Origin of the sequence: Lysinibacillus sp. fls2-241-R2A-57 (genome assembly GCF_030209535.1) — a bacterium.
In the GTDB taxonomy this organism is placed as follows: domain Bacteria; phylum Bacillota; class Bacilli; order Bacillales_A; family Planococcaceae; genus Lysinibacillus.
This window is the reverse complement of sequence record NZ_JARVRU010000170.1, coordinates 1-22,486: the sequence shown is the minus strand read 5'-3', so window position 1 is coordinate 22,486 and position 22,486 is coordinate 1. Positions and strand designations below refer to the sequence as shown.

Sequence of the window (22,486 nt, the reverse complement as noted above, 5' to 3'; positions counted from 1 at the left end):
TTTTTCCTCTCCAAACACAATTAACTAAAATTAAAAAAAAAAAAAAAAAAAATAAAAAAAAAAAAAAAAAAAAAAAAAAAAAAAAACACGCCCCCCCTTTGTAGAAGACGTGCTTACTTTGTTGTTGAATACCCCTTTAACTCAATAACCTCTTTATCAATCAATTTATCATCTTTAAATTTTATTATATAGGCTTGTGTCATAAGTATTTCATCATTCCAGCGGTATTGATCTTTTTTTACCATTTCTTCTGCACCACCTGCAATTTCTACTACTTCCATATATGACATACCTTTTTTTAATTTTTCAAATTCTGCTTCATTCATATTTTTTTGCCAGTGATATGTATTGGATTCCTCGATTTCTAAAATAGGGTCTCCACAACCTGTGAGAATCACCAAAGTACCTATGAGCAAGCATATATTAAGACGCTTTATGTAAAAATTATTTCTCATGTTAACACCTCCAAAGACAGTTTCCTATACGTGGAAGAAATCGATAAAAAGATAGTCACCTAATTTTTATGTTTGTTGATCTACTTGTTAGACATTAAAACTTTTAATTTGGTGGCTCTACATCAAATGTTGGGGGTGACGCACAATGTGCAGCTTCCTCAATCGCCCCTCCATCTTTAATTGTATTTAGTACCTCAACAAATATTATAAAACCAATTTTATTGGGCATTTATTGGTTCATCACCAAAACGTGTGGTTGATTTCCGTTCCGGCTGGGCGCTTTGCCGCTGACGCTTCGCTTTCGCGCAGAGCAGAGCTTCCTGGGGGCGTCCGATGAGCCGCTTCACTCGCGTTGCTCGCTCCAGGGTCTCATCTGTGACGCTGATCCCCAAGGAGTCGCCTAGCCTCCACTCCAATCAACTTATATACATAGCATACGTTTTAACTAATATCATCTACAACTTTTGGTGATGAGCCCATTTATTTATTGATATCCACTTATTCCCTTATATTAACAATAAAAAAGTTCTTATGATTTTAAAAGCATCATAAGAACTATATTATCGATTATAATGGCGGTCCCGACCGGGATCGAACCGGCGATCTCCTGCGTGACAGGCAGGCATGTTAACCGCTACACCACGGGACCTCTATAAGACATCTATTAATATATCATAAGTAAATGTAACATGCAATATTTTTTTCGCATTTTTTTAGCTTTTTACCAAAATATATACTTCATTCCACATTCCACTGCCGGATGACGCTTTCATCGGGCGTAACCTAACCTCCTCGTCGTTCATACTTTGCTTCTGTGGGGGTTCAACAGAGAGCCTTACTCTGCGACGAAAGCAACGCGACAGGAGAACTACCCTTCCTCCACTCCAAGTCCTTTGAACCAATCCATTTTTTTAATCAAGAACAGATTTAGTGCCAACCTCGTGTTGGCTCGACGCCCCCAGGAAGCTTTGCTCTGTGCGAAAGCGTCGCGTCAGCTACAAGTTTTTTGTCTGCGCGAAAGCGAAGCGGCAGCGGCAAAGCGCCCAGTCAGAACGGAAATCAACCACATGTTTTGGTGAAGAGCCAATTCTTCAATTCCCCCCCTTTTTTTGGCATCGTTTTTGCAAATAAATTAAATAGATTCTACAAACTATTTCATAAGGAGGTCGTTTCAATGATTCGGTACATCTTTACTCGAATCGGCTACATGATCATTACGTTATTTATTATCATTTTGCTTTCATTTTTGCTAATGAAGGCATTGCCCGGTTCTCCATTTAACGATGAACGCTTACCTGAAACACAAAAAGAACTACTTTACAAAAAATACGGGCTAGATAAGCCGGTACCTATTCAATTCGGTATTTACTTAACAAATCTTGTACAAGGGGATCTAGGTATTTCATTTGTTTTGGATAATCGTCCGGTTACTAAAATTATTCAAGAGCGTATCGGCCCCTCTGCCATTCTCGGATTTCAAGCCGTTACTGTCGGTACTTTAATAGGCTTACTATTAGGTATCGTAGCGGCGCTAAGGCATAACACCGTTATAGATTACGGGGCTACTGTTTTAGCTGTGCTCGGTATCTCCATTCCATCCTTTGTATTTGCAGGTTTTTTACAATATTGGGTTGGTGTCAAACTAGGCTGGCTACCAATCGCCTTTTGGAATGGTTTTGAATACTCAATATTACCAACAATCGCGTTAGCGGTCAGTGTTGTTGCAACAATTGCCCGTTTTACACGGATTGAAATGTTGGAAGTGCTCAATCAAGAATACATCTTAACAGCGAGATCAAAAGGACTATCGAATCCCGTTATTATTACAAAGCACGGTATTCGAAATGCACTAATCCCAATCATTACAGTTATCGGACCATTAACTGTTAATACGATTACTGGCTCACTAGTTATTGAAAAAATTTTTAGTATCCCTGGTTTAGGAGAACAATTTGTTAACTCCATTATTACGAATGATTACCAGCTTATTATGGGAACAACAATCTTTTATGCTGTTTTATTTGTAAGCGTTATCTTAGTTATTGATATTTTATACGGATTCATCGACCCTCGGATTCGTGTCACAGGAGGCGAGTAATTTATGACAACAGAAGTAACTAAGAATGCGACGGTAAAAAAATATCCACCCGATTTGTTTGAGCCTGCCTCACAAAGTGAATTTGTTGATGATTTCACGTATCGTCCCGAACAATCATTTTGGCAAGATGCATGGCTTGGTTTACGCAAAAATAAAGCAGCTATTGTAGGCTTATGCATTATTATTCTAGTTATTTTACTAGCTATATTCGGTCCATTTATGAACAGTCATGGCTACGATGAACAAAATCTTGCGCGTACAAATTTACCACCAAAAATCCCTGTTCTTGAGAATATTTCATTCTTAGGTTTGAACGGTGTTGATAGTCGTGGCGTTGACCAATACGAAGCAAAAGGTATAAGTGAATATTTTTGGTTTGGTACAGATGAATTAGGTCGGGATTTATGGACACGTATTTGGCAAGGTACACGTATCTCTCTTTATATTGCTTTTTTAGCAGCAACGATTGATTTAATTATAGGGGTTGCTTACGGAGCTGTTTCAGCATTTTATGGTGGTCGCACTGATAATATTATGCAACGTATTATTGAAGTGTTAGTTGGTATCCCTGGGCTAATTATTAATATTCTTCTCATTCTTATTTTAAAACCAGGAATCATTTCTATTACTATTGCGATGGTTATCGTCGGGTGGATTAGTATGGCTCGTATCGTACGAGCACAAATACTAAAGCTAAAATCATATGAGTTTGTTCTTGCTTCTAGAACGCTCGGTGCTAGTAACCAACGCTTGATTTGGAAACATTTAATTCCTAATACACTAGGTCCGATTATTGTAGCTACTACTTTTACCATTCCAGGAGCTATCTTTACTGAAGCATTACTAAGTTTTATCGGCCTAGGACTACAGCCACCAACTGCTTCCTTAGGAACGATTGTTAATGACTCTTATAAATTATTACGTATTTATCCACATGGCATGATTTTTTCATCCATTATCATTAGCTTAATTATGATTAGCTTTAATTTACTCGGTGATGGACTGCGTGATGCATTCGATCCAAAAACACGTAAATAAGGAGGGGTGCGAATTGAAAAAAATACTAGAAGTTAAAAATTTAAGTATTTCATTTAATACACAAAATGGTGAGGTTCAGGCAGTTCGCAATGTATCATTCGACTTATTTGAAGGTGAAACACTAGCAATCGTTGGCGAGTCGGGCTCTGGAAAATCAGTTACTTCTAAAAGCCTATTACGATTAAACCCTACCAAAACAACAATGCTGAAAAACGGTCAAATTTTATATAATGGAAAAAATATTTTAACGTGTAGAGAGCAGGAAATACGTGCAATTCGTGGAGCTGAAATCTCAATGATTTTCCAGGATCCTATGACTGCATTAAACCCCACGATGACAATCGGTAGTCAAATTGCAGAGAGCATAAAAAAACATACAACATTACGTGGTAATCAAATTACAGAACGAGTGATTGAACTATTACAGCTTGTTGGCATTAAAGAAGCGGATAAACGATATAAACAATATCCTCATCAGTTTTCTGGAGGAATGCGTCAGCGTATCGTTATCGCGATGGCACTTGCTTGCGAGCCTCGTATTATTATTGCGGATGAACCTACCACAGCTCTGGACGTTTCTATTCAAGCACAAATTCTAGAATTGCTAAAAAACATTCAAAAAAAGATGAATCTTTCAATTATATTTATTACACATGATTTGGGTGTTGTAGCAAAAATGGCTGATCGTGTTGCCGTGATGTATGCTGGAAAAATGATTGAAATTGGCTTAGTTGATGAAATTTTTTACCATTGTCAGCATCCATATACACAAGGCCTACTCGCCGCTATGCCAAACCCAGATATTGAAACCGACATACTGTACGCTATTCCAGGAACACCACCAAACTTACTGCAACCACCGATTGGAGATGCCTTCGCTGCTCGTAATAACCAAGCACTCAAAATTGATTTTTTAGAGGAGCCACCAATGTTTAAAATCAGCGACACACACTATGCTGCAACTTGGTTATTGCATGAGCAAGCGCCTAAAATGATACCGATTCATCATCAATTAGCCCAAGCTGAACGCAAGGAACGTGAAAAAGCTCCTGTATTTGATACAACCAACCCGTATTTAACATTAAAAGGAGTAAAGCAGCATTTTAAATTAGATAAAAATACTATCAACAAAGCTGTAGATGGCATTACTTTTGATATTTATAAAGGAGAAATCTTCGGTTTAGTTGGAGAATCTGGCTGTGGTAAGTCCACGACAGGGCGCTCGATTATCGGACTTAATACAATAACAGATGGGGATATTCACATCGACGGTAGGAATATTAATGAAGCAAAGACGAAGCAAGAAAAATTAGCCTTTAATCGCAAGGTGCAAATGATTTTTCAAGACCCTTATTCTTCCTTAAATCCACGTATGAAAATTGCTGACATTATTACAGAAGGTCTTGCTATTCATGGTGTACCGAAAAGCGAATGGAAGGCAAAAATTTATGAGCTATTAAATATAGTAGGTTTAACGAAAGAATATGCTAATCGCTATCCTCATGAGCTTAGTGGCGGGCAACGTCAGCGTATCGGTATTGCACGCGCACTTGCTGTAGAGCCCGAACTAATCATTGCTGATGAACCGATTTCTGCATTAGACGTTTCGATCCAAGCACAAATCGTTAATTTATTGAAAAAGCTACAAAAGGAACGTGGACTGACATATCTATTTATTGCACACGACTTGTCGATGGTGAAATATATTAGTAACCGCATCGGCGTCATGCATCGCGGGAAAATTGTAGAACTTGCAGAAAGTCATGAGCTCTATGATCACCCTATTCACCCTTATACAAAGGCATTATTATCTGCTATACCACTACCTGACCCAAAACTAGAACGTGAACGAAAACGTATTATTTTTAACGAAGCTGAATATAACGCTACTAATAGAGAAAATGAAAGCTTTATTGAAGTACGCCCGGGCCATTTTGTCATGCTAACAGAAGAGGAGCTTACCCAATACTATCAAGCAAACAGTGAGAGCATACCGCTATGAAATTAAAAACAACTATATTGTTTACTGGCTGCATTTTTATATGTTCCCTTCTCTATACATTACTCTTAAAACAATCGATGACAATGCTGACTATGATTAATCATACTTTTCTTGCTTCACTTACTTTTACAATCGTTGGAGCAATATTGTTTGTTGTGCAAGGTGGGCTTTTTAATGGTATCGCTTATAGCTTTAAACGCTTTTTTGCTCGTGTCACTAAAAACGGTACCTACGCCTATGAGTTAGATGGTGACTTGGAATTCGTACAAGCGCCATCCTATACCTTTACCTATCCACTGCTACTTGCAGGTTTGATTGGCTGTATTATCACCACTATTTTATCTCTTGTTTTCTATTTATAGATGGCTTATTTCACAATAACGTGGGGTTGGTTTCCGTTCCGACTGATGCTTATAGATGTTTTGTTTACTATCATAAAAAAATGCTGCCTACATTGATAGGCAGCATCTTTTTTACTTTACAATCTCAACCCATTTATAGCTAATGTCCGCTGAAAATGGATGTTCATATAAATTTTTTACATACGGCTTCGTCAAACGACTTATACCTCTTTGGAATGTCGGCGCAATTGCAAAATCATCCATCATAATCTTTTCAGCTTGTTGCATTAATATCCAACGTTCAGAAACATCAGAAGTTGTTTTAGCTTTTTTAATTAATGCATCCACCTTTTCATTTTTATAGTGAGATTGATTGTAGTAGGCAGTCGATTCAAATAACTCAATATAAGTCATAGGATCTTGATAGTCAGGGCCCCAACCACCATAGTCTAAATCATAGTCAACAGCCCCTTCTAGTGCTAGCTTTTGCTTATTAGGCTGCATATTGATTGTTAGCTCTAAGCCTTCAAGATTTGTTTCTAATTGGTTTTTAATAAATTCTGCCGCTTTTTTAGATTCTGCACGGTCATATGTTAAAAACTCTAGTTTTACTTTATCTACCCCCAGCTCCTTTAAACCAGTAGCCCATGCTTCCTTCGCCAATTTAACATTAGTTTTATTCATATCACCATTACCATCACGGAAATCAACACCTTTTTCATCTGTTGATAATCCAAGTGGTACTAAAAAATAAGCTGGAATAGAGCCATCCTGTAAAATCACATCTGCAAAGCCTTGTTTATCCCAAGCCATATCGATTGCTTTCCGAATGTTCTTATTCGATAAAAATTTATTTTCATGGTTCATTCGAATGAAGAACGTATTTGGTTTTAAGAATGTTGAATACTCTGGGCTATCTTTGTATTGAGCAACATACTCACTTGTAAGCTCAGCAGTGTCAATCTCTCCCGCTTCATATAGATTGACTGCTGTTGCTGTATCTTTCACGATTTTTTGTGTAATTTTTGTAAGCTTCACATTGTCTTTATCCCAATAATTTTCATTTTTTACGAATGTCCAGCCTTGACCATGCTGCCATGATTCCAATACGAATGGACCATTATAAATCATATTTGCTGCTTCTAACGCATATTGATCGCCTTGTGCTTCCGTAAATTCTTTGTTTAGTGGAAAGAACGGTGCATACGTTGTTAAGCTTAGGAAATATGGAATTGGAGCATTTAGTTGAACTTCCAATGTGTAATCGTTTAGCGCTTTAATGCCAATTTCATCTACCTTACCATATAATGGATCACCCTCTTTTTGAACACTGGCTGCATTTTTTATATCTAGCATTAAATAAGAATAAATTGCTTGCGTTTTAGGATTGATAGCTCTTTTCCAAGCATATTCAAAGTCATGTGCTGTAACAGGTGTACCATTGCTCCACACAGCATCTTGGCGTAACTTAAATGTATATACAGTACCATCCGCTGAAGCTTCATATGACTCTGCCATTCCTGGCACTGGTGTATTCTCTGGTCCGATACGGTATAACCCCTCAAATACAGAGTTCATTGCTGTAACTGCAAGTGCATCTACACTCCCTAATGAACTCATTGTTGCTAAATCCCCTCCCGCTACTAAATGTAGCTCCTGTCCAACCGTTGTGTCGCCGTCAGTAGTAGTCTCTTTGTCCGTACTATTGCCACCAGTTGGGCTACTAGAAGAATTATCCTCCTTGCCGTAGCAGCCAACTAATACAACTAGCATTAGCCCTAATAACACGACTAACCATTTTGTCTTTTTAATCATTAGCATTTCCCCTTTGATTTTATTGCACGATAGCTCACGTGCAACAAAACATATATGCAATATTCATGCCGATACCATATTTACTCTAAAATTTTGGCACAAATCTTGCAGTATATTTAAAAAGGGGGAATTATAACATGTCACTACTAAAACAATTACGTGAAGCATTACGAGCTCAACAATCGGATGTACTCATCATAACGAGTAATCAAAACCGTCGTTATTTAACAGGATTTACAGGCAGTGCAGGTACAGTAGTAATTACACCGACTCAAGCACTTTTACTCGTAGATTTCCGTTATACACAGCAAGCTACAAACCAAAGTAAAGAATTTGATGTTCGTGAAATCGATCGCAGCCGTTTATATGAAACTATCCAAGAAATTTTAGACACAGAATCTATCCAAACAATTGGTTTTGAGCAACAACATGTTACTTATGAGGTATATCAATTAATGTCTAGTAAATTAACAGCAACATTAAAGCCGCTATCTAATATTGTGGAAAATTTACGCACGATAAAAACACCAGAAGAAATTGAATTGATTAAGAAAGCAGCGTGGATTTCAGATGAGGCATTCAAGTATATTTTGACATTTATTAAACCAGGAGTGTCAGAAATTGATATCGCAAATGAGTTAGAGTTTCATATGCGTAAAAACGGAGCTACTGGAGCTGCATTCGATATAATTATTGCTTCTGGTCATCGTTCTGCACTTCCGCATGGTGTTGCATCTGACAAAATAATTGAAGAAGGCGATATGCTGACACTTGATTTTGGTGCCTATTATCAAGGCTATCGTTCAGATATGACGAGAACAATTGCAGTTGGAGAACCATCTGGTAAACTAAAGGAAATATACCAAATCGTTTATGACTCATTACAAATAACTCTATCTAATATGAAGGCTGGTATTACTGGAAAAGAAGTAGACAGCTATTCACGAGATTTCATAAAAGCTAAAGGCTATGGAAAAAATTACGGACACGGTTCGGGGCATGGTCTTGGCTTAGATCTTCATGAAAACATTTTTATGTCTACAGTATGTGAAGACATCCTAGAAGAAAATATGGTGCTTACTGTTGAGCCCGGTATTTACATTCCTGATTTAGGCGGAGTACGTATAGAAGATGATGTCATCGTTACCAAAAACGGTGTTGAAGTTATCACACACTCACCAAAAGAGCTTATTATTTTATAAAGTCATAAAGTAACGTTTTAATTTTGAAAAAGTGTATTGGTGGTATGAAAGCCTATGGAGCGAAGGGAGGCTCGGACCACGCCAAAGGAAAGCGTCTCCCGGAATGAAATTCGCGGTCAAGTACATATGTTAGTGAAAAGCCTTTTTACATTATTTATACACACTCATAATAACGTTCATTTTTTTGACACATTTTAAATATCTTTATTATAGACATTGATCACTAAAGCTCCTTTTTACTTTCGTGATCAATGTCAAAAATTATTGTCACTATTACTCAGGTAGCATCATTTTCTATAGATTTAAGTACTTAAATGGAGAATGGAGGTTTTAAAATGCAGCTTTCTATTAAACAAACTCAAGATTTGAATTTAGTGATGACTGCACAACTTCGTCAAGCCATCGAGTTACTACAATATTCCACACTAGAATTAGAACAGTATATTCGTGAACAAGAGCTCGAAAATCCATTAGTAGAGTTAAGCGAACCGACATTTCAAGAACGTACACATTTTTCAAAAGGTGTTAGCCGTCACACAAATATCTTGGAACATGTAACTAAATATGAAAAAAATATTCGTGATGATTTATTTGAGGAGATTAAGCTAACCTTCCATGAAGATAAAGACATTAAACTGCTTAAACATATTATTTATCATTTGGATGACAACGGCTACTATGAACAGCCAATGACACCGACTTATCAAGATCATGAAATCGAAAAGGGCATTCACTTATTACAAAACATTGGACCACTTGGCATTGGGGCACGAAATTTGAAAGAATGCCTGCTATTACAAACTATGTATTGTGAAAATAGCCCTGCTCATGCGGAAACAGTAATTTCCTTTTATCTTGATGAACTTGCTAATCAGAAATGGAAGCAAATTTCCAACGTTTTAGATATATCACTTTATGAATTACAAGGAATTTATCAATTCATCCAAACTTTGCAGCCTAAGCTTAGCTCACTGTTTCATCAGGAAGCTATACATCATCATACACCGGATATTATTGTTGAGATTGTTGATGGCGCCATCACTTTTTCATTAAATGATTATTATTTACCTAAAATCAATATACATGCGGACTATGCACCCTATATTACTGCCAATTCCTCTGAAAAGAGTTATTTTAAAAAGTATTTATCAGACTATCAATGGCTAGTTAACAGTGTTGAGCAGCGCCGAAATACCATTATTAAAATCATGAAGGCACTTATTGAAAAGCAAAAAGCCTTTTTCACACATGGCTTTGATGCTATAGAGCCTCTTACTTTACGTGAAATTGCTGAACAAATTGAAGTACATGAATCGACAGTTAGCCGAGTGACAACGAATAAATATGTACAAACGTCTTTCGGGACATTTGAACTTCGAGATTTATTCACTTCTAAATTACAAACAGCAAATGGTAACAGTGTTTCACAAATAAAGGTAAAATCACTTTTGTCAGACTATATCAAAACCGAGAATAAAAAGAAGCCTTTCTCAGATCAAAAAATTGCCGAGCATTTCAACAACATATTCGGTATTGAAATATCACGTCGGACAATTGCAAAATACCGTGAAGAAATGAACATTCCATCATCTACAAGACGTAAAGTAATTCAATTTAAATAGTTATTATAAAAGGAGCTACTCTTCATTTGGTAGCTCCTTTTCCTATAGATGAAGGCTTATCACTATAACGCGAGGTTGATTTCCGTTCTGACTGGGCACTTCCCTAAGCGTACGATGAGCCCAAGAAATCCACTTAGTTTTGCTTCATATTTACGAAGACACTTTTAACTTCCGTATAGTTAGACAAGCCATATTCGCCGCCCATTTCGCGACCAACACCTGATTGCTTGTAACCTCCAAATGGCATCGTTTCCCACTCTAAACCAAAATCATTAATCCATACCGTTCCTGCTTGTAGCTTACTAGCGATATAATGTGCTTTTTTCACATTTTCAGTCCAAATGCTTGCTGCGAGTCCATACTTACTATCATTTGCACGAGCAATCACCTCTTCTACTGTGTCAAATGAGAAAATAGACATAACCGGTCCGAAAATTTCTTCACGAGCAATTGTCATATCATCCTGTACGTCAGCAAATACAGTTGGTTGTACAAAATAACCTTTGTTAAATTCACGCTCTCCACCTGCTACTAGACGCGCACCTTCTTCTTTTCCTTTTTCAATGAAACCAAGTACTGTATTCAGTTGTTTTTGTGAAACAAGTGGCCCCATATCTGTTTCTGAATCTAGCCCAGGTCCTAATTTTAATGCTTTTGCTTTTTCGGCAAGTCGCTCAACAAACTGATCGTATAAGCTACTGTGTACAAAGACCCTTGTACATGCACTACAATTTTGTCCGTGATTGTACATTGTCCCAGCAAATGTTCCTTCTATTGCCTCTTCTACGTCTGCATCTTGTAAAACGATTGCTGGAGATTTACCTCCAAGCTCTAATGTTACACTTTTCACATCATCTGCCGCTTTTTTCATGACGTGAATTCCAGTCTTTGTGGATCCAGTGAATGCCACCTTGGCTACACCTTTATGTGTAACAACAGCCTCACCCGCTTCACCTGTGCCAGGTACGATGTTCACAACACCATCTGGGAAGCCAGCTTGTTTCATTAATTGACCTACGTACAATAACGATAATGGCGTTTCCGCTGCAGGTTTAATAACAACTGTACAACCTACTGCTAATGCCGAACCTAATTTCCATGCAGCCATTGCAAGCGGAAAATTCCATGGAATGATTTGCCCTACAACCCCTACTGGCTCATGGACAATGTAGTTTAAATAATCTTTTGATACTTGCACCGTTTTTCCTGTTATTTTTGTTGCCCATCCTGCATAATAACGGAAATGTTGTACAGTACCGTCCACATCGTCAGCTAAAGCCGTTTTGTATGGCTTACCATTATCTAATGATTCTAGCTGTGCAAGTTCTTCCCGATGCTCCTCTAGTAAATCTGCAAATTTATAAATAATACGTGAGCGTTCTGCTGCATCCATGATGGACCATTCATCATCAAATGCTTTTTGTGCAGCCAGTACAGCTATGTCGATATCTTTAGCTTGTGCTTCATGAACTGTTGCAATTACCTCTTCGTTTGCCGGGTTTAATACTTCAAATGTTTTACCTGATTGAGAATGTACATATTCTCCATTAATATATAAACCAATTGTCGATTGTAAAAATTCCTTCACCCTTGGTTTCAATGTTAATAATGCCTCCATTTCGCCACCCCTTCTTATCATCAATTTCAACTTGGTTTCATTGTAGCTGTCGCTACGTTTGCACTTCGCTTTCGCACAGACAAACCCCTGTTGTTGCTGTCGCTTCGCTTTCGCACAGACAAACCCCTGTTGTTGCTGTCGCTTCGCTTTCGCACAGACAAACCCCTGTTGTTGCTGTCGCTTCGCTTTCGCACATAAAACACTTGTTGCTGTCGCTTTGCTTTCGCTAAAGCTAAACATTGCGTCCGGATTTAGAATTGTGCCCAGGCCTGCATAAGGGCCGACACACTTCCTTTCAAAATCACTTATGCCCGAGTAGCAAGTACGTCTAAGTCAGCCATGATTGCTTTTAGTTGTGCATCTTCTTCCTCTGTCAATGGGAGACGCGGTAAACGACAAGGTCCGCCCGCCCAACCCTTTAATTCCATTGCACGTTTTGCAATTTGTACGTATTTACCTGATCCTTCTAAAAACGCACATAATGGTAATAAACGATCATAAATAGCCCACGCTTCATCCAGATTGTCGTCTTTTACATTGTTATACAATTCCGTTACAAGTTCAGGCACGATGTTTCCTGATACAGAAATCCAACCAACAGCACCAACTAGGAATGATTCAATTGCTAAATCTTCTGAACCACAGAACACTTTAATATTGTCTTGTCCTTGACGCACAATATCACGCGCTTTGCCGATGCTACCGCTGGATTCTTTAATATGTGTAATGTTTGGTACATCTCTGCCTACTTTTAATATTGTTTCTAAGCCAATATCCACACCAGAAGTGAATGGATTATTATAAATCATAATTGGGAAGCTTACTGATTCTGCAACTGATTTAAAATGTAAATAGATTTCTTCATCTTTTGGATGTGCGTAATAAGAGTTAATGAGCAAAGCTGCATCTGCTCCTGCTTTTTCAGCCTGTTGTGTATATGCGATTGCCTCCGCTGTTGTTTCTGCCGCCGTACCAACAATTAATGTAATACGACCTTTAATTTGATCAACCGCTACGTCTACTGCTTTAAAGCGCTCTTCTTTAGATAAACTTACGAATTCACCTGTGCTACCGTTAATGGCAATACCTGTTACGCCAGCTTCAATAAAACGCTCGATGTTTTGACGGAAGCCATCCCAATCGATGTCAGTTTGGTTTAACATTGGTGTTACTAATACTGGAAATGAACCTTCTAATTTTTTCATGCTTCTTTCCTCCTAAGTCATTCAAGTTATATTTACACAATGACAAATCCTTGTTGTAGCGGATCTTCACTGTCTACTACAAATTGATGGATTCCTGTGATATATCCTGTTAATGCAATTTCGTAGCCAACCTCATGTTTGTTTACAATTTCAATACAGCTGCAAAAAATACTGTTATTTTTTTGAACAGCTTCATCGCCTAAAACTGCTAGTAATGCAAGTGTACTATCTACACTTGGCGAGCGAAGAATATAGCCATCACGTTCAAATGTTACTGAACGTACTTCACTGTCTACTTTTTCATACACAATAACGCCATCAGCTGCACTATATTTTGTACTTTCATTTACTCCCCAAGTACTAATATCTGCTAGCTCCTCTAGGACAAGTGCCTTGAATTGTTGTGGCTTTTCTAAAACAATATAACGTCGCTCACCATCTACCACTACGAACTCCTCTTCTACAAGCGCTGGCTTCACTGTCAATTGAACTGACAGTACTGCATCCTTTTTCTCCGAAAGATGTACATTTACTTTGTAAATACCTTTTACTGTTTCAATCGTATACATATCATTCTCTGATACTTCAATTGTTCCAAGCTCTATTAATGCTGTCGTCGTAGCTACAAGTGCCTCATACTTAAAATCTGTAGAAGCATCGTGCTGGAAAAATAATAAACGGAATGATGCAACATTGGATGGCAAGATCATGCATCCGTTCATACCACGATGCCCACGTGGTTCGTTTAATAGAAGTTGTTTTGTAGTTTCAAATTGTGTATTTAATGCATTAGCCGCTTCCACTATATTTTCCTGAGAAATTGCGATAGGCGATTGCACGACTATGCGAAAAGCTTCTCCAACTACCTGTGTATCAATCGTTTGAAAAGATTTATGATAGTTCATATATCTAACCTCCTTTAGTGATCCATTGGTGGAATCATCAGGTAGCCTTCTTTTAACGGGTCCTGATCATTGTAAAAGAATCGATGCATACCCATTACCCATGCAGATCCTGTTATTTCTGGGATAACGGCTGTTAAATCGCCAACAGCTACTTCCTCTAGTACACGCGCTTTAAACAATGTCCCTACAATACTTTCATAAATGAACGGTTCATTAATAGAGAGCTCATTTTTCGTGTACAGTGTCGCAACTTTTGCTGAAGTACCTGTACCACATGGTGAACGATCAATTCCGCCCGGCGGTACAACGACTGTATTTTTTAAATCTGCTAATTCATTTACTGGATCTGTATAAAACTCGATATGCGTTAACCCATGAATAAACGAAAACTCAGGATGTACGATCTCTTCCTTGGCATTCACGGCATTGCGAAGACGAATACCTGTATTAATAATATTCGTAGCATTTTCTACTGATAAATCGAGATCCATTTTTCTAGCATCTATAATGCCGTAAAAATTGCCTCCATACGCAATTTCACATTCAACAATACCGAGTGCAGGGTCTTCAATTTCAACTGTCTTTAATAGAAAAGAAGGTACGTTTTTAAACGTTACTTCCTTGGCTATGCCATCTTCTACTTTAATTTTTACATCAATTAAACCTGCCGGCGTATCTAATTTAATATGTGTATAAGGGGCTTGAACCTCAATTAAATTCGATTCAACAAGTGCTGTGCAGACGCCAATTGTGTCATGCCCACACATCGGTAAGTAGCCACCAGTTTCAATATAAATCACACCTAAATCAGCTTCTGGATGGCAAGGGTCCGTAATAATAACACCTGACATGACGCTATGTCCTCGAGGCTCGTTCATCAGAAATTTTCGGATCCAGTCAAAATGCTTTTGCATATAAAGCATTTTGTCAGACATCGTTTCACCTTCAAGCTTCGGCATGCCACTAATGAGTGAACGCGTTGGATTTCCACCTGTATGGGTATCAATTGTTGTAAATAACTTTTGAAATTTCATTTGTGGAGTACCCCTTTCTTAAATCTATTCATATTGACTGGCTCAGTAGGAATACATGTATCTTTGTGTTGTAGCAATTCTTGCACAAGCTTTCCTGTAACTGCCGCTAAGCTAATACCGTCCCCTTCATGGCCTGCCGCTATGTAGAAGCCTGGTACCTCCTCTACTTCACAAATAATTGGTAAATGATCCTCTGTCCATGGTCTTAGCCCCGCATATGTACGAATAACCGACATATCAGCGATTTTCGGATAAAAGCGTACTGCACGTCTGGCAATCATCTTCACGACATCATGATTTACTTTCGTATCAAAGCCAACAAATTGGCGACTACTCCCTATTAAAAAGTTTTGTGCTTCTGTCGGCTCAAATACTAAAGCAACCCCATATTTTTCGATATCCGCATCCACCATACGCTCTCCACCGAATTTAGAAATCAAATAACCGAATTCCATGACCTTTCTTAGACCTACTGGTTGCTGACGCGATGCAACAATAATATGACCTTTACGTGGTTTAATAGGTACGTCAACGTCGAGCATTTTTCCAATAATCGGTGCCCCAATACCACAAGCATTAATAACTTTATTGGCTGTCATGATCCCTTCGTTAGTCTCGATTAAAAACGTGCCACTCGGCTGTTTCTTTATGTTTTTTACTTCCGTATGCTTTCGTATTTTTGCACCAAATTTTTCTGCTGAATGGAACATAGAAAATGTCAGCATATACGGATTTACTGTGGAATCTGTTTTACACTCCAATCCACCATACAAATCATCTGCAAAAAATTTTGACTCGTTACGCAAGTCTGCGCGATCTAACATATTAAAATCTAAACCCGCTTCTTGTTGACGAGTTACCCATTGCTGAGCAGCTTCCATTTCTACATCACTTTCACAAACAAGAATACTTCCAGGGTTGCGATATTCAAATTTAATGTCCAAATCTTTATCTAACTCATGTACTAATTGTTGGCTTACTAATGACATTTGGCTATCAAAGCCTGGATCCTTATCTATAGCTAAAATATTTCCATCACAGCGAGAAGATGTACCACTCGCCAATTCATTTTTTTCAAGTACCATTATTTCTAGGCCCGCCTTTGCACAATAATAAGCAATTGCCCCGCCAATAATGCCACCGCCAATAACTACGATATCATGATGAGATTTCTGCAAGACTCTCCCCCCTTTTTGCTAGCACTTAACATTCTGCAAAAAACGTGCCAATCTATCTATTTGGAATTTGTTTGATAAACTATGTAGTATGTGTCAAAATTATTTATATTATTCGAAAAAATTGGACGAATGATTCATGAAGGGGGCCTTATTTTGCATCCATACCATTTAATTATGAATAAAATGTTAAAACGGAATTTGGCTTTTATCCCAATAGAGAATGTTGTGACTATACTTAACGATGACAAGATACAGTACTTTGTCATTGAAAATGATAAACCTTATGCAGTGAAACGAGGGAAAAGAAAAAGTGATTTTGACTATATAGCCTGTCAAATTGTCCGCATGGATTGCCCAATCAAAACAGCACTTGATTATTTGGAGGAATATGAATTCTTACTTATACGTGATGAAACAAAACAATATATAGGATATTTATCGAAAGATTCCTTGATGTACGATCTCGCATATGAATTAGAGTGTATAAACGCTTATTTAAACACCATCTTAGAAACGATTAATGAATCGTGTACTGTCATTGATCGTCATCAAAACGTGATTTATTGGACTAAAGGAGCGGAAAGTATTTTTTCTGTATCTGGGGAAAATATTATTGGAAAGCCAATCACAGATTTCTTTAAGGAAGATCAACTTGAAATTTTACATACATTGCAGCATGGAAAATCCGTTTATCAACAACAGCATTTTCCGCGTGAAGATCTAGTTGTAATGATTAATTCCAACCCTGTTATGTTAAACGATCAAACGATAGGCGCAGTCGTTGCCGAAACTGATATTACCCATGTAAAAAAATTAAACGAAGAGCTTCATATTACTTCTGAAAAATTATTGAATTTAGAGAAACAGATGAATACGAACGGCTTAGCCTATGACCCATTTACACTTATTCGCGGTAATAGCCCCACTCTGAAAAAGGTGCTTGAAAAAGTAAAAAAGGTCGCAAAAACCGAGGCAAATATTTTAATCTATGGAGAAAGTGGCGTCGGGAAAGAGCTTTTCGCACGTGCAGTCCACGCAATCCGTGAAAAACCAGATGCACCATTTGTAGCCATCAACTGTGGAGCCATTCCAAGTGGCTTATTCGAAAGTGAAATTTTTGGTTATGAAAAAGGAGCCTTTTCTGGAGCACATCAAAAAGGAAAAAAAGGAAAAGTTGAACTTGCACGAGGAGGTACACTGTTTTTAGATGAAATTGGAGAAATGCCTTTAGATATGCAGGTAAAGATTTTACGATTGCTACAGGAAAAAACATTTTATGCAGTAGGCGGCACAAAAGAAATGGATGTCGATTTTAATTTAGTAGCCGCTACTAACAGGGATCTGAAGCAATTGGTGGAAGAAGGGAAATTCAGAGAAGATTTATATTATCGTTTAAATGTCGTAAATTTCACGGTGCCACCACTACGAGAACGTGCTTCAGATATTTTGGAGATTAGTAACTACTTCTTATATGAAAAATCCATTAAATATAATCGGCCTATTCAAGGAATTCCACCTGAAATTGCACAGATTCTTTTGCAGTATCAATGGCCAGGAAATGTTCGTGAACTAGGTAATGTTATAGAACGCCTCGTTGTTTTTTCTGATGAAGGGGCAATTCATATAGAAGATTTACCTGCAGATATTTTAGCAGCCGTTCCAAAAAGCGAAAAGCTTGACGTACGAAAGGATTTTCCACAAGGAACGGAACTAAGCAATCAACTCGAGCATTATGAACGTGAAATTATTTTAGAGCAGCTTGCTTTAGTAAACGGCAATAAAAAAATATGTGCCAAAAATTTAGGCATTACTCGGGCAACATTATACAATCGATTAAAAAAATTAAACATCGATGTCTAATTTTTAAAAATAAGTGTCAATATTTTTATACACTTTTCTTTCAATTTGCATCAAGCCATTAATGTACTTCTAAAAACACTTCATGGCACAGTTTTTGCAGTAACTACTATGTAAATAAAATTCCTTACTTAGGGGTGTAGTTATGCAAAATAAATCTATGATTGTATGTCGTTGTGAAGAAGTTAGCTACGATGAACTCGTAGAAGTAGCATCTGAAAATAATTGCTCTGCTCGTGAACTTAAGCTACGAACGCGGGCAGGTATGGGCTATTGTGGTGGTCGTACTTGTCGTACAATGGTCGACCAAATCGCACACAAACATCACCCACGACCAAACTGCGAAATTTCATTAAAATATCAGGCACCCATTCGTCCTGTGCGGTTTGCCGACCTAGGGGAGGTTAAATAATGACTGAACGTATTTTGACCCACCCTGTTTTAGGAGTTTTACCTTCAAAGGAAAAAGTGTCTTTCACTTTTGATGACCAAGAATATGAGGGATACAAAGGTGAACCCTTAGCAGCTGCCCTACTTGCAAATGGTATTCGCACCTTACGTGTCCACGAAGAAACAGGTCACCCCCGTGGCATCTACTGTAATATTGGCCACTGCTTTGAATGTCGCGTCAATGTTAACGGCTTAGAAGGAGAACGCGCATGTATAACACCTGTCTCTGATGGCATGGTTGTGAAAAGTGGTAAGACACTTCCTACGTCGGTCCGTGACTGGAGGGAAAACAATGGAAAATAAAGTGATTATTATTGGTGCTGGTCCTGCTGGGCTATCTGCCGCTATTACATTAGCAGAAAAAAATATAGCTGTTCTTGTCATTGATGAATACTTATATGCAGGAGGACGCTTACTTGGACAATTATATGAAGAAAGCCCAGGGAGATGGTGGAATGGCATTGTAGAATCCGAGCGTTTATTGGAACGTGCAAAAGCTCTCAATGTCGAACTTTTACTACAAACGAGCGTTTCAGATTTAGAAAAAATTGAGCAAGAGTGGATCGTCCATACAAATAAAGGTGTATTTCGTACAAGGCAGCTTCTGTTAGCTACAGGTGCCGCTGAATCTCCATTCCCAATTCCAGGATGGACACTTCCTGGCGTAATGTCTGTAGGAGCTGCACAAGTAATGACAAATGTACATCGTGTAAAGCCTGGCAAACGCGGGGTCATTATTGGCGTTAACGTACTTTCCTCAGCCATCACAATGGAATTACAAATCGCAGGCGTTCAAGTAGCAGCTATCACATTACCCGCTACTAACTTATTAACAGAGGATAGCGGAAACCCTCTAGAGGTCATGAATTCACTACTACATGTATCTCATATGGCCCCCTCTCCCCTTGTTAAAATCGGCAGTAAGTTTATGAAAAACGAATTTATGAAAAAGTTAGGCATTACCTTCTATCCAAAAAACGGAGTAAAAATGTGGGATATTCCAATTATGTTACGAAAAGCAGTCGTTGAAATTGTTGGCAAAGATCAAGTAGAAGGTGTAGTTATTGCAACAGTAAATACTGACGGCTCCATCGTTCCTGGCAGTGAAAAACGCATTAAAGCAGATTTCGTTTGTATCGCCGGCGGATTATACCCTTTAGCAGAGCTTGCTTCTTTAGCAGGTTGTCCATTCCATTATATTGAACAATTAGGTGGATTCATCCCGTTACATAATGAGCAAATGGAAACCAACTTAGAGGGACTACATGTTGCAGGCAATATTACAGGTATTGAAGGAGCAAAAGTTGCGTTAGCACAAGGGAAAGTTGCTGCACTTACAATCGCACATAAATTAGACACTGGCACTACAAAGCAAGAAATTCAACGCGCTATTGAAGATGTCGAGACAACAAGAGCAAACGCACATATTCAATTCCATCCAGAAGTTTTAGCAGGTCGCCAACAATTGAAAAAAATTTGGATAGAGTCATATCCAAAAGTTACCAAATAAAACTGTCAGTATTTTAGACAAAACAAAAAAGTGTATAACATTTAAAAATTAGACTATTACCTTGTGTTACATTTACACGCTGCAAGCATTCGAGTCAGCGTAAACAATACTACAAACTGAAGAAAAAAAATCCTTTTCTCACACTACAGAGAAAAGGATTTTTATTTTTTATAGGGTTATTATACGCTCGTGAAAAACGCTCCCGAAGTGAAGTGTTCATTCAAGTACATATTTTGCTGAAGAGCCTTTTTTATGGCACAAAAAATGCATTAAGAATTATAAGGGAGGGAAATTTTGAAGGGGGGGTATTTTTTAACTATTATCTTTAACTCATAAATGTAAGCTTGTGTAATCTCTAACGACAGCTATGTAGTAAGGCGATATGTGGATTTTTCTTAGTAGGAAATGGAATTATACATTCTTAGGGAAAATGCTCAGAACGCAAGGCATTTATGAAAATGAAAAAGAATTCGTTGTTCGAGGGGGAAATGATGTGGAAGCAATCGTTAATACGTTAGTCGATTACATTTGGGGAAATGCACTCGTTTATTTAGCATTAGGTGTAGGTTTGTATTTCACTGTTCTGACTAGAGCTGTACAATTTCGTTATATTCCAGAGATGATACGATTGTTGCGTGAACGAAAAGAATCAAATGAAGGGATATCATCTTTCCAAGCTTTTTGTATGGCATTATCTGGACGTGTCGGGGTCGGTAATATCGCAGGGGTCGCTACTGCTATTGCAGCGGGTGGACCGGGTGCGGTTTTTTGGATGTGTGTCATGGCGTTCCTTGGAGGCGCAAGCGCTTTCATTGAATCCACACTAGCACAGGTTTATAAAGAAAAAGCAGATGATCAATATCGTGGTGGATCACCGTTTTATATTGAAAAAGGTTTAAAACTTAAAGGTTTCGCTATTTTTGTTGCACTTGTTATTTGTATTTCTTATGGTATTTTAGTACCCGGTATTCAAGCAAATACAATTGCCACTTCATTTAGTACAGCATTTAATATTCCTCCATATATAACGGGTATAGTGATTGTTGCCCTTTTAGGACTAATCATTTTTGGTGGTGTTAAACGTATTGCTCGTGTTGCCGATAAAATTGTGCCTATCATGGCGCTTGCCTACGTTCTTTTAACACTTATTATTTTAGGTGCTCATGCAAGTGAAATTCCTAATATGATTAAATTAATCTTTACAAGCGCATTTGGTACGCACGAAATATTTGGAGGTATAATTGGTACTGCCATCGCTTGGGGTGTAAGACGTTCAGTATTTTCAAATGTTGCTGGAGCTGGTGAAGCAACATTCAGTTCTGCAGCTGCTGAAGTATCCCATCCGGCTAAACAAGGATTAGTACAAGGTTTCTCGATTTACATTGATACTATTATCGTGTGTACAGCAACTGCTCTAATGATTTTAATTACAGGTACGTATAATGTGACACCTCCTGAAGCAACAACGCCCCTAGTTGAAAACATCCCTGGCGTTGTGGCAGGTACTGCTTATACACAAGCCGCAGTCTCTACTGTGTTTAATGATTTTGGTAGTGGTTTCGTGGCTATAGCCATTTTCCTTTTTGCCTTTACAACTTTAATGGCTTACTACTATATCGCAGAAACGACTATCGTATATTTAGATAAAAAACTGCAATACCCAGTATTAAAATTAGTTTTAAAATTGGTCTTCTTAATTGTAGTTTATATTGGAAGTGTCCAATCTGTTAGTTTGATGTGGGGTCTTGGAGATATTGGATTCGGCAGTATGAGTTATTTGAACTTTATTGCCATTGTCTTATTAACAAAACCAGCTTTGAAAGTTTTGCGTGATTACGACCGGCAAAAGAAAGCCGGGCTCGATCCGATTTTTGATCCACGAGAAGTAGGTATTGAAAACGCTGATTTCTGGATTGAGTACAGTAACAAACATAAACATAATAAATAGAAAAAGAGCAACTACAACATTTTGAATAGTTTGTAGTTGCTCTTTTTATTGCTTTATCACTAATTCCAGAACAAATGCGCTAATGTGCTTGTTTACATCTGGCAAGTTTCTTTAACGATAAAAAAACAGCCAGCACACGGCTGACTGTCATCTTGCCTAGCGACGTCCTACTCTCACAGGGGGAAGCCCCCAACTACCATCGGCGCTA

General features: G+C 38.0%; 22 protein-coding genes and 1 tRNA gene. 12 read left to right on the top strand and 11 right to left on the bottom strand.

The features are described from left to right. Positions 1-113: 113 nt before the first annotated feature. The 4 genes from QRN68_RS22245 to QRN68_RS22230 form a co-directional block, all read right to left on the bottom strand. Positions 114-455, bottom strand: coding sequence for a hypothetical protein (locus QRN68_RS22245; protein ID WP_285399269.1), 342 nt, complete (start codon positions 453-455; stop codon positions 114-116). 103 nt (positions 456-558) lie between these two features. Continuing rightward, positions 559-684, bottom strand: coding sequence for a hypothetical protein (locus QRN68_RS22240; RefSeq protein ID WP_285399268.1), 126 nt, complete (start codon positions 682-684; stop codon positions 559-561). Beyond that, entirely contained in the window at positions 674-847 is a 174-nt protein-coding gene (locus QRN68_RS22235; protein WP_285399267.1) for a hypothetical protein, read from the bottom strand. Before QRN68_RS22235 ends, QRN68_RS22240 begins: the two co-directional genes overlap by 11 nt. Positions 848-1,028: 181 nt before the next feature. Next, positions 1,029-1,104: transfer RNA gene (locus QRN68_RS22230), tRNA-Asp, on the bottom strand. A 244-nt stretch (positions 1,105-1,348) separates the two neighbouring features. On the opposite strand from QRN68_RS22230, the gene QRN68_RS22225 reads away from it, so the two are divergent. The 5 genes from QRN68_RS22225 (at position 1,349) to QRN68_RS22205 (ending at position 5,955) form a co-directional block, all read left to right on the top strand. Next, positions 1,349-1,534 carry a hypothetical protein gene (locus tag QRN68_RS22225; protein WP_285399266.1) on the top strand — a complete coding sequence of 62 codons (186 nt, stop codon included), beginning with the start codon at positions 1,349-1,351 and terminating at the stop codon, positions 1,532-1,534. A 95-nt stretch (positions 1,535-1,629) separates the two neighbouring features. After that, the gene (opp3b, locus tag QRN68_RS22220) at positions 1,630-2,553 is read left to right on the top strand and encodes an oligopeptide ABC transporter permease (protein ID WP_285399265.1); all 924 of its coding nucleotides are present in this window, start codon (positions 1,630-1,632) and stop codon (positions 2,551-2,553) included. A gap of 3 nt (positions 2,554-2,556) precedes the next feature. Continuing rightward, positions 2,557-3,591: an oligopeptide ABC transporter permease gene (gene opp3C / locus QRN68_RS22215; RefSeq protein ID WP_285399264.1), complete on the top strand. Its 1,035-nt coding sequence runs from the start codon at positions 2,557-2,559 to the stop codon at positions 3,589-3,591. A 13-nt stretch (positions 3,592-3,604) separates the two neighbouring features. Next, on the top strand, positions 3,605-5,593 hold the full coding sequence (locus tag QRN68_RS22210) for an ABC transporter ATP-binding protein (RefSeq protein WP_285399263.1): 1,989 nt from the start codon (positions 3,605-3,607) through the stop codon (positions 5,591-5,593). Positions 5,594-5,685: 92 nt separating this feature from the next. Further along, the gene (locus QRN68_RS22205; RefSeq protein ID WP_285399261.1) at positions 5,686-5,955 is read left to right on the top strand and encodes a DUF3899 domain-containing protein; all 270 of its coding nucleotides are present in this window, start codon (positions 5,686-5,688) and stop codon (positions 5,953-5,955) included. Between the two features lie 111 nt (positions 5,956-6,066). Here QRN68_RS22205 and QRN68_RS22200 read toward each other — a convergent pair whose 3' ends face one another. Next, complete coding sequence (locus QRN68_RS22200) at positions 6,067-7,749, bottom strand: peptide ABC transporter substrate-binding protein (RefSeq protein ID WP_285399260.1); 1,683 nt, start codon at positions 7,747-7,749, stop codon at positions 6,067-6,069. Positions 7,750-7,886: 137 nt separating this feature from the next. Between QRN68_RS22200 and QRN68_RS22195 the strand changes: the two genes are divergently transcribed. Beyond that, positions 7,887-8,951, top strand: coding sequence for a M24 family metallopeptidase (locus QRN68_RS22195; protein ID WP_285399259.1), 1,065 nt, complete (start codon positions 7,887-7,889; stop codon positions 8,949-8,951). Between the two features lie 335 nt (positions 8,952-9,286). Next, positions 9,287-10,573, top strand: a complete 1,287-nt coding sequence (rpoN, locus tag QRN68_RS22190) for an RNA polymerase factor sigma-54 (protein ID WP_285399258.1) — start codon at positions 9,287-9,289, stop codon at positions 10,571-10,573. A gap of 133 nt (positions 10,574-10,706) precedes the next feature. Here rpoN and QRN68_RS22185 read toward each other — a convergent pair whose 3' ends face one another. From QRN68_RS22185 to QRN68_RS22160, 6 genes are all read right to left on the bottom strand, one after another. Continuing rightward, positions 10,707-12,191 carry an aldehyde dehydrogenase family protein gene (locus tag QRN68_RS22185; protein ID WP_285399271.1) on the bottom strand — a complete coding sequence of 495 codons (1,485 nt, stop codon included), beginning with the start codon at positions 12,189-12,191 and terminating at the stop codon, positions 10,707-10,709. A gap of 52 nt (positions 12,192-12,243) precedes the next feature. Beyond that, positions 12,244-12,387, bottom strand: a complete 144-nt coding sequence (locus QRN68_RS22180) for a hypothetical protein (protein ID WP_285399257.1) — start codon at positions 12,385-12,387, stop codon at positions 12,244-12,246. Between the two features lie 109 nt (positions 12,388-12,496). After that, positions 12,497-13,396 carry a 4-hydroxy-tetrahydrodipicolinate synthase gene (gene dapA / locus QRN68_RS22175; RefSeq protein WP_285399256.1) on the bottom strand — a complete coding sequence of 300 codons (900 nt, stop codon included), beginning with the start codon at positions 13,394-13,396 and terminating at the stop codon, positions 12,497-12,499. 32 nt (positions 13,397-13,428) lie between these two features. Continuing rightward, entirely contained in the window at positions 13,429-14,301 is an 873-nt protein-coding gene (locus tag QRN68_RS22170; protein ID WP_285399255.1) for a proline racemase family protein, read from the bottom strand. Positions 14,302-14,315: 14 nt separating this feature from the next. After that, entirely contained in the window at positions 14,316-15,335 is a 1,020-nt protein-coding gene (locus tag QRN68_RS22165; RefSeq protein ID WP_285399254.1) for a proline racemase family protein, read from the bottom strand. Beyond that, complete coding sequence (locus QRN68_RS22160; protein WP_285399253.1) at positions 15,332-16,513, bottom strand: NAD(P)/FAD-dependent oxidoreductase; 1,182 nt, start codon at positions 16,511-16,513, stop codon at positions 15,332-15,334. Before QRN68_RS22160 ends, QRN68_RS22165 begins: the two co-directional genes overlap by 4 nt. Before the next feature lie 153 nt (positions 16,514-16,666). Here QRN68_RS22160 and QRN68_RS22155 point away from each other — a divergent pair, with 153 nt between their 5' ends. The 5 genes from QRN68_RS22155 (at position 16,667) to QRN68_RS22135 (ending at position 22,278) form a co-directional block, all read left to right on the top strand. Beyond that, positions 16,667-18,373, top strand: coding sequence for a sigma-54 interaction domain-containing protein (locus QRN68_RS22155; RefSeq protein ID WP_285399252.1), 1,707 nt, complete (start codon positions 16,667-16,669; stop codon positions 18,371-18,373). Positions 18,374-18,515: 142 nt separating this feature from the next. Next, entirely contained in the window at positions 18,516-18,782 is a 267-nt protein-coding gene (locus tag QRN68_RS22150) for a (2Fe-2S)-binding protein (RefSeq protein WP_285399251.1), read from the top strand. Continuing rightward, entirely contained in the window at positions 18,782-19,123 is a 342-nt protein-coding gene (locus tag QRN68_RS22145; RefSeq protein ID WP_285399250.1) for a (2Fe-2S)-binding protein, read from the top strand. The genes QRN68_RS22150 and QRN68_RS22145 overlap by 1 nt, the downstream gene beginning before the upstream one ends. Beyond that, positions 19,113-20,330 carry an NAD(P)/FAD-dependent oxidoreductase gene (locus tag QRN68_RS22140; RefSeq protein ID WP_285399249.1) on the top strand — a complete coding sequence of 406 codons (1,218 nt, stop codon included), beginning with the start codon at positions 19,113-19,115 and terminating at the stop codon, positions 20,328-20,330. The genes QRN68_RS22145 and QRN68_RS22140 overlap by 11 nt, the downstream gene beginning before the upstream one ends. Before the next feature lie 493 nt (positions 20,331-20,823). Beyond that, positions 20,824-22,278: an alanine/glycine:cation symporter family protein gene (locus tag QRN68_RS22135; RefSeq protein WP_285399270.1), complete on the top strand. Its 1,455-nt coding sequence runs from the start codon at positions 20,824-20,826 to the stop codon at positions 22,276-22,278. Positions 22,279-22,486: the final 208 nt, after the last annotated feature.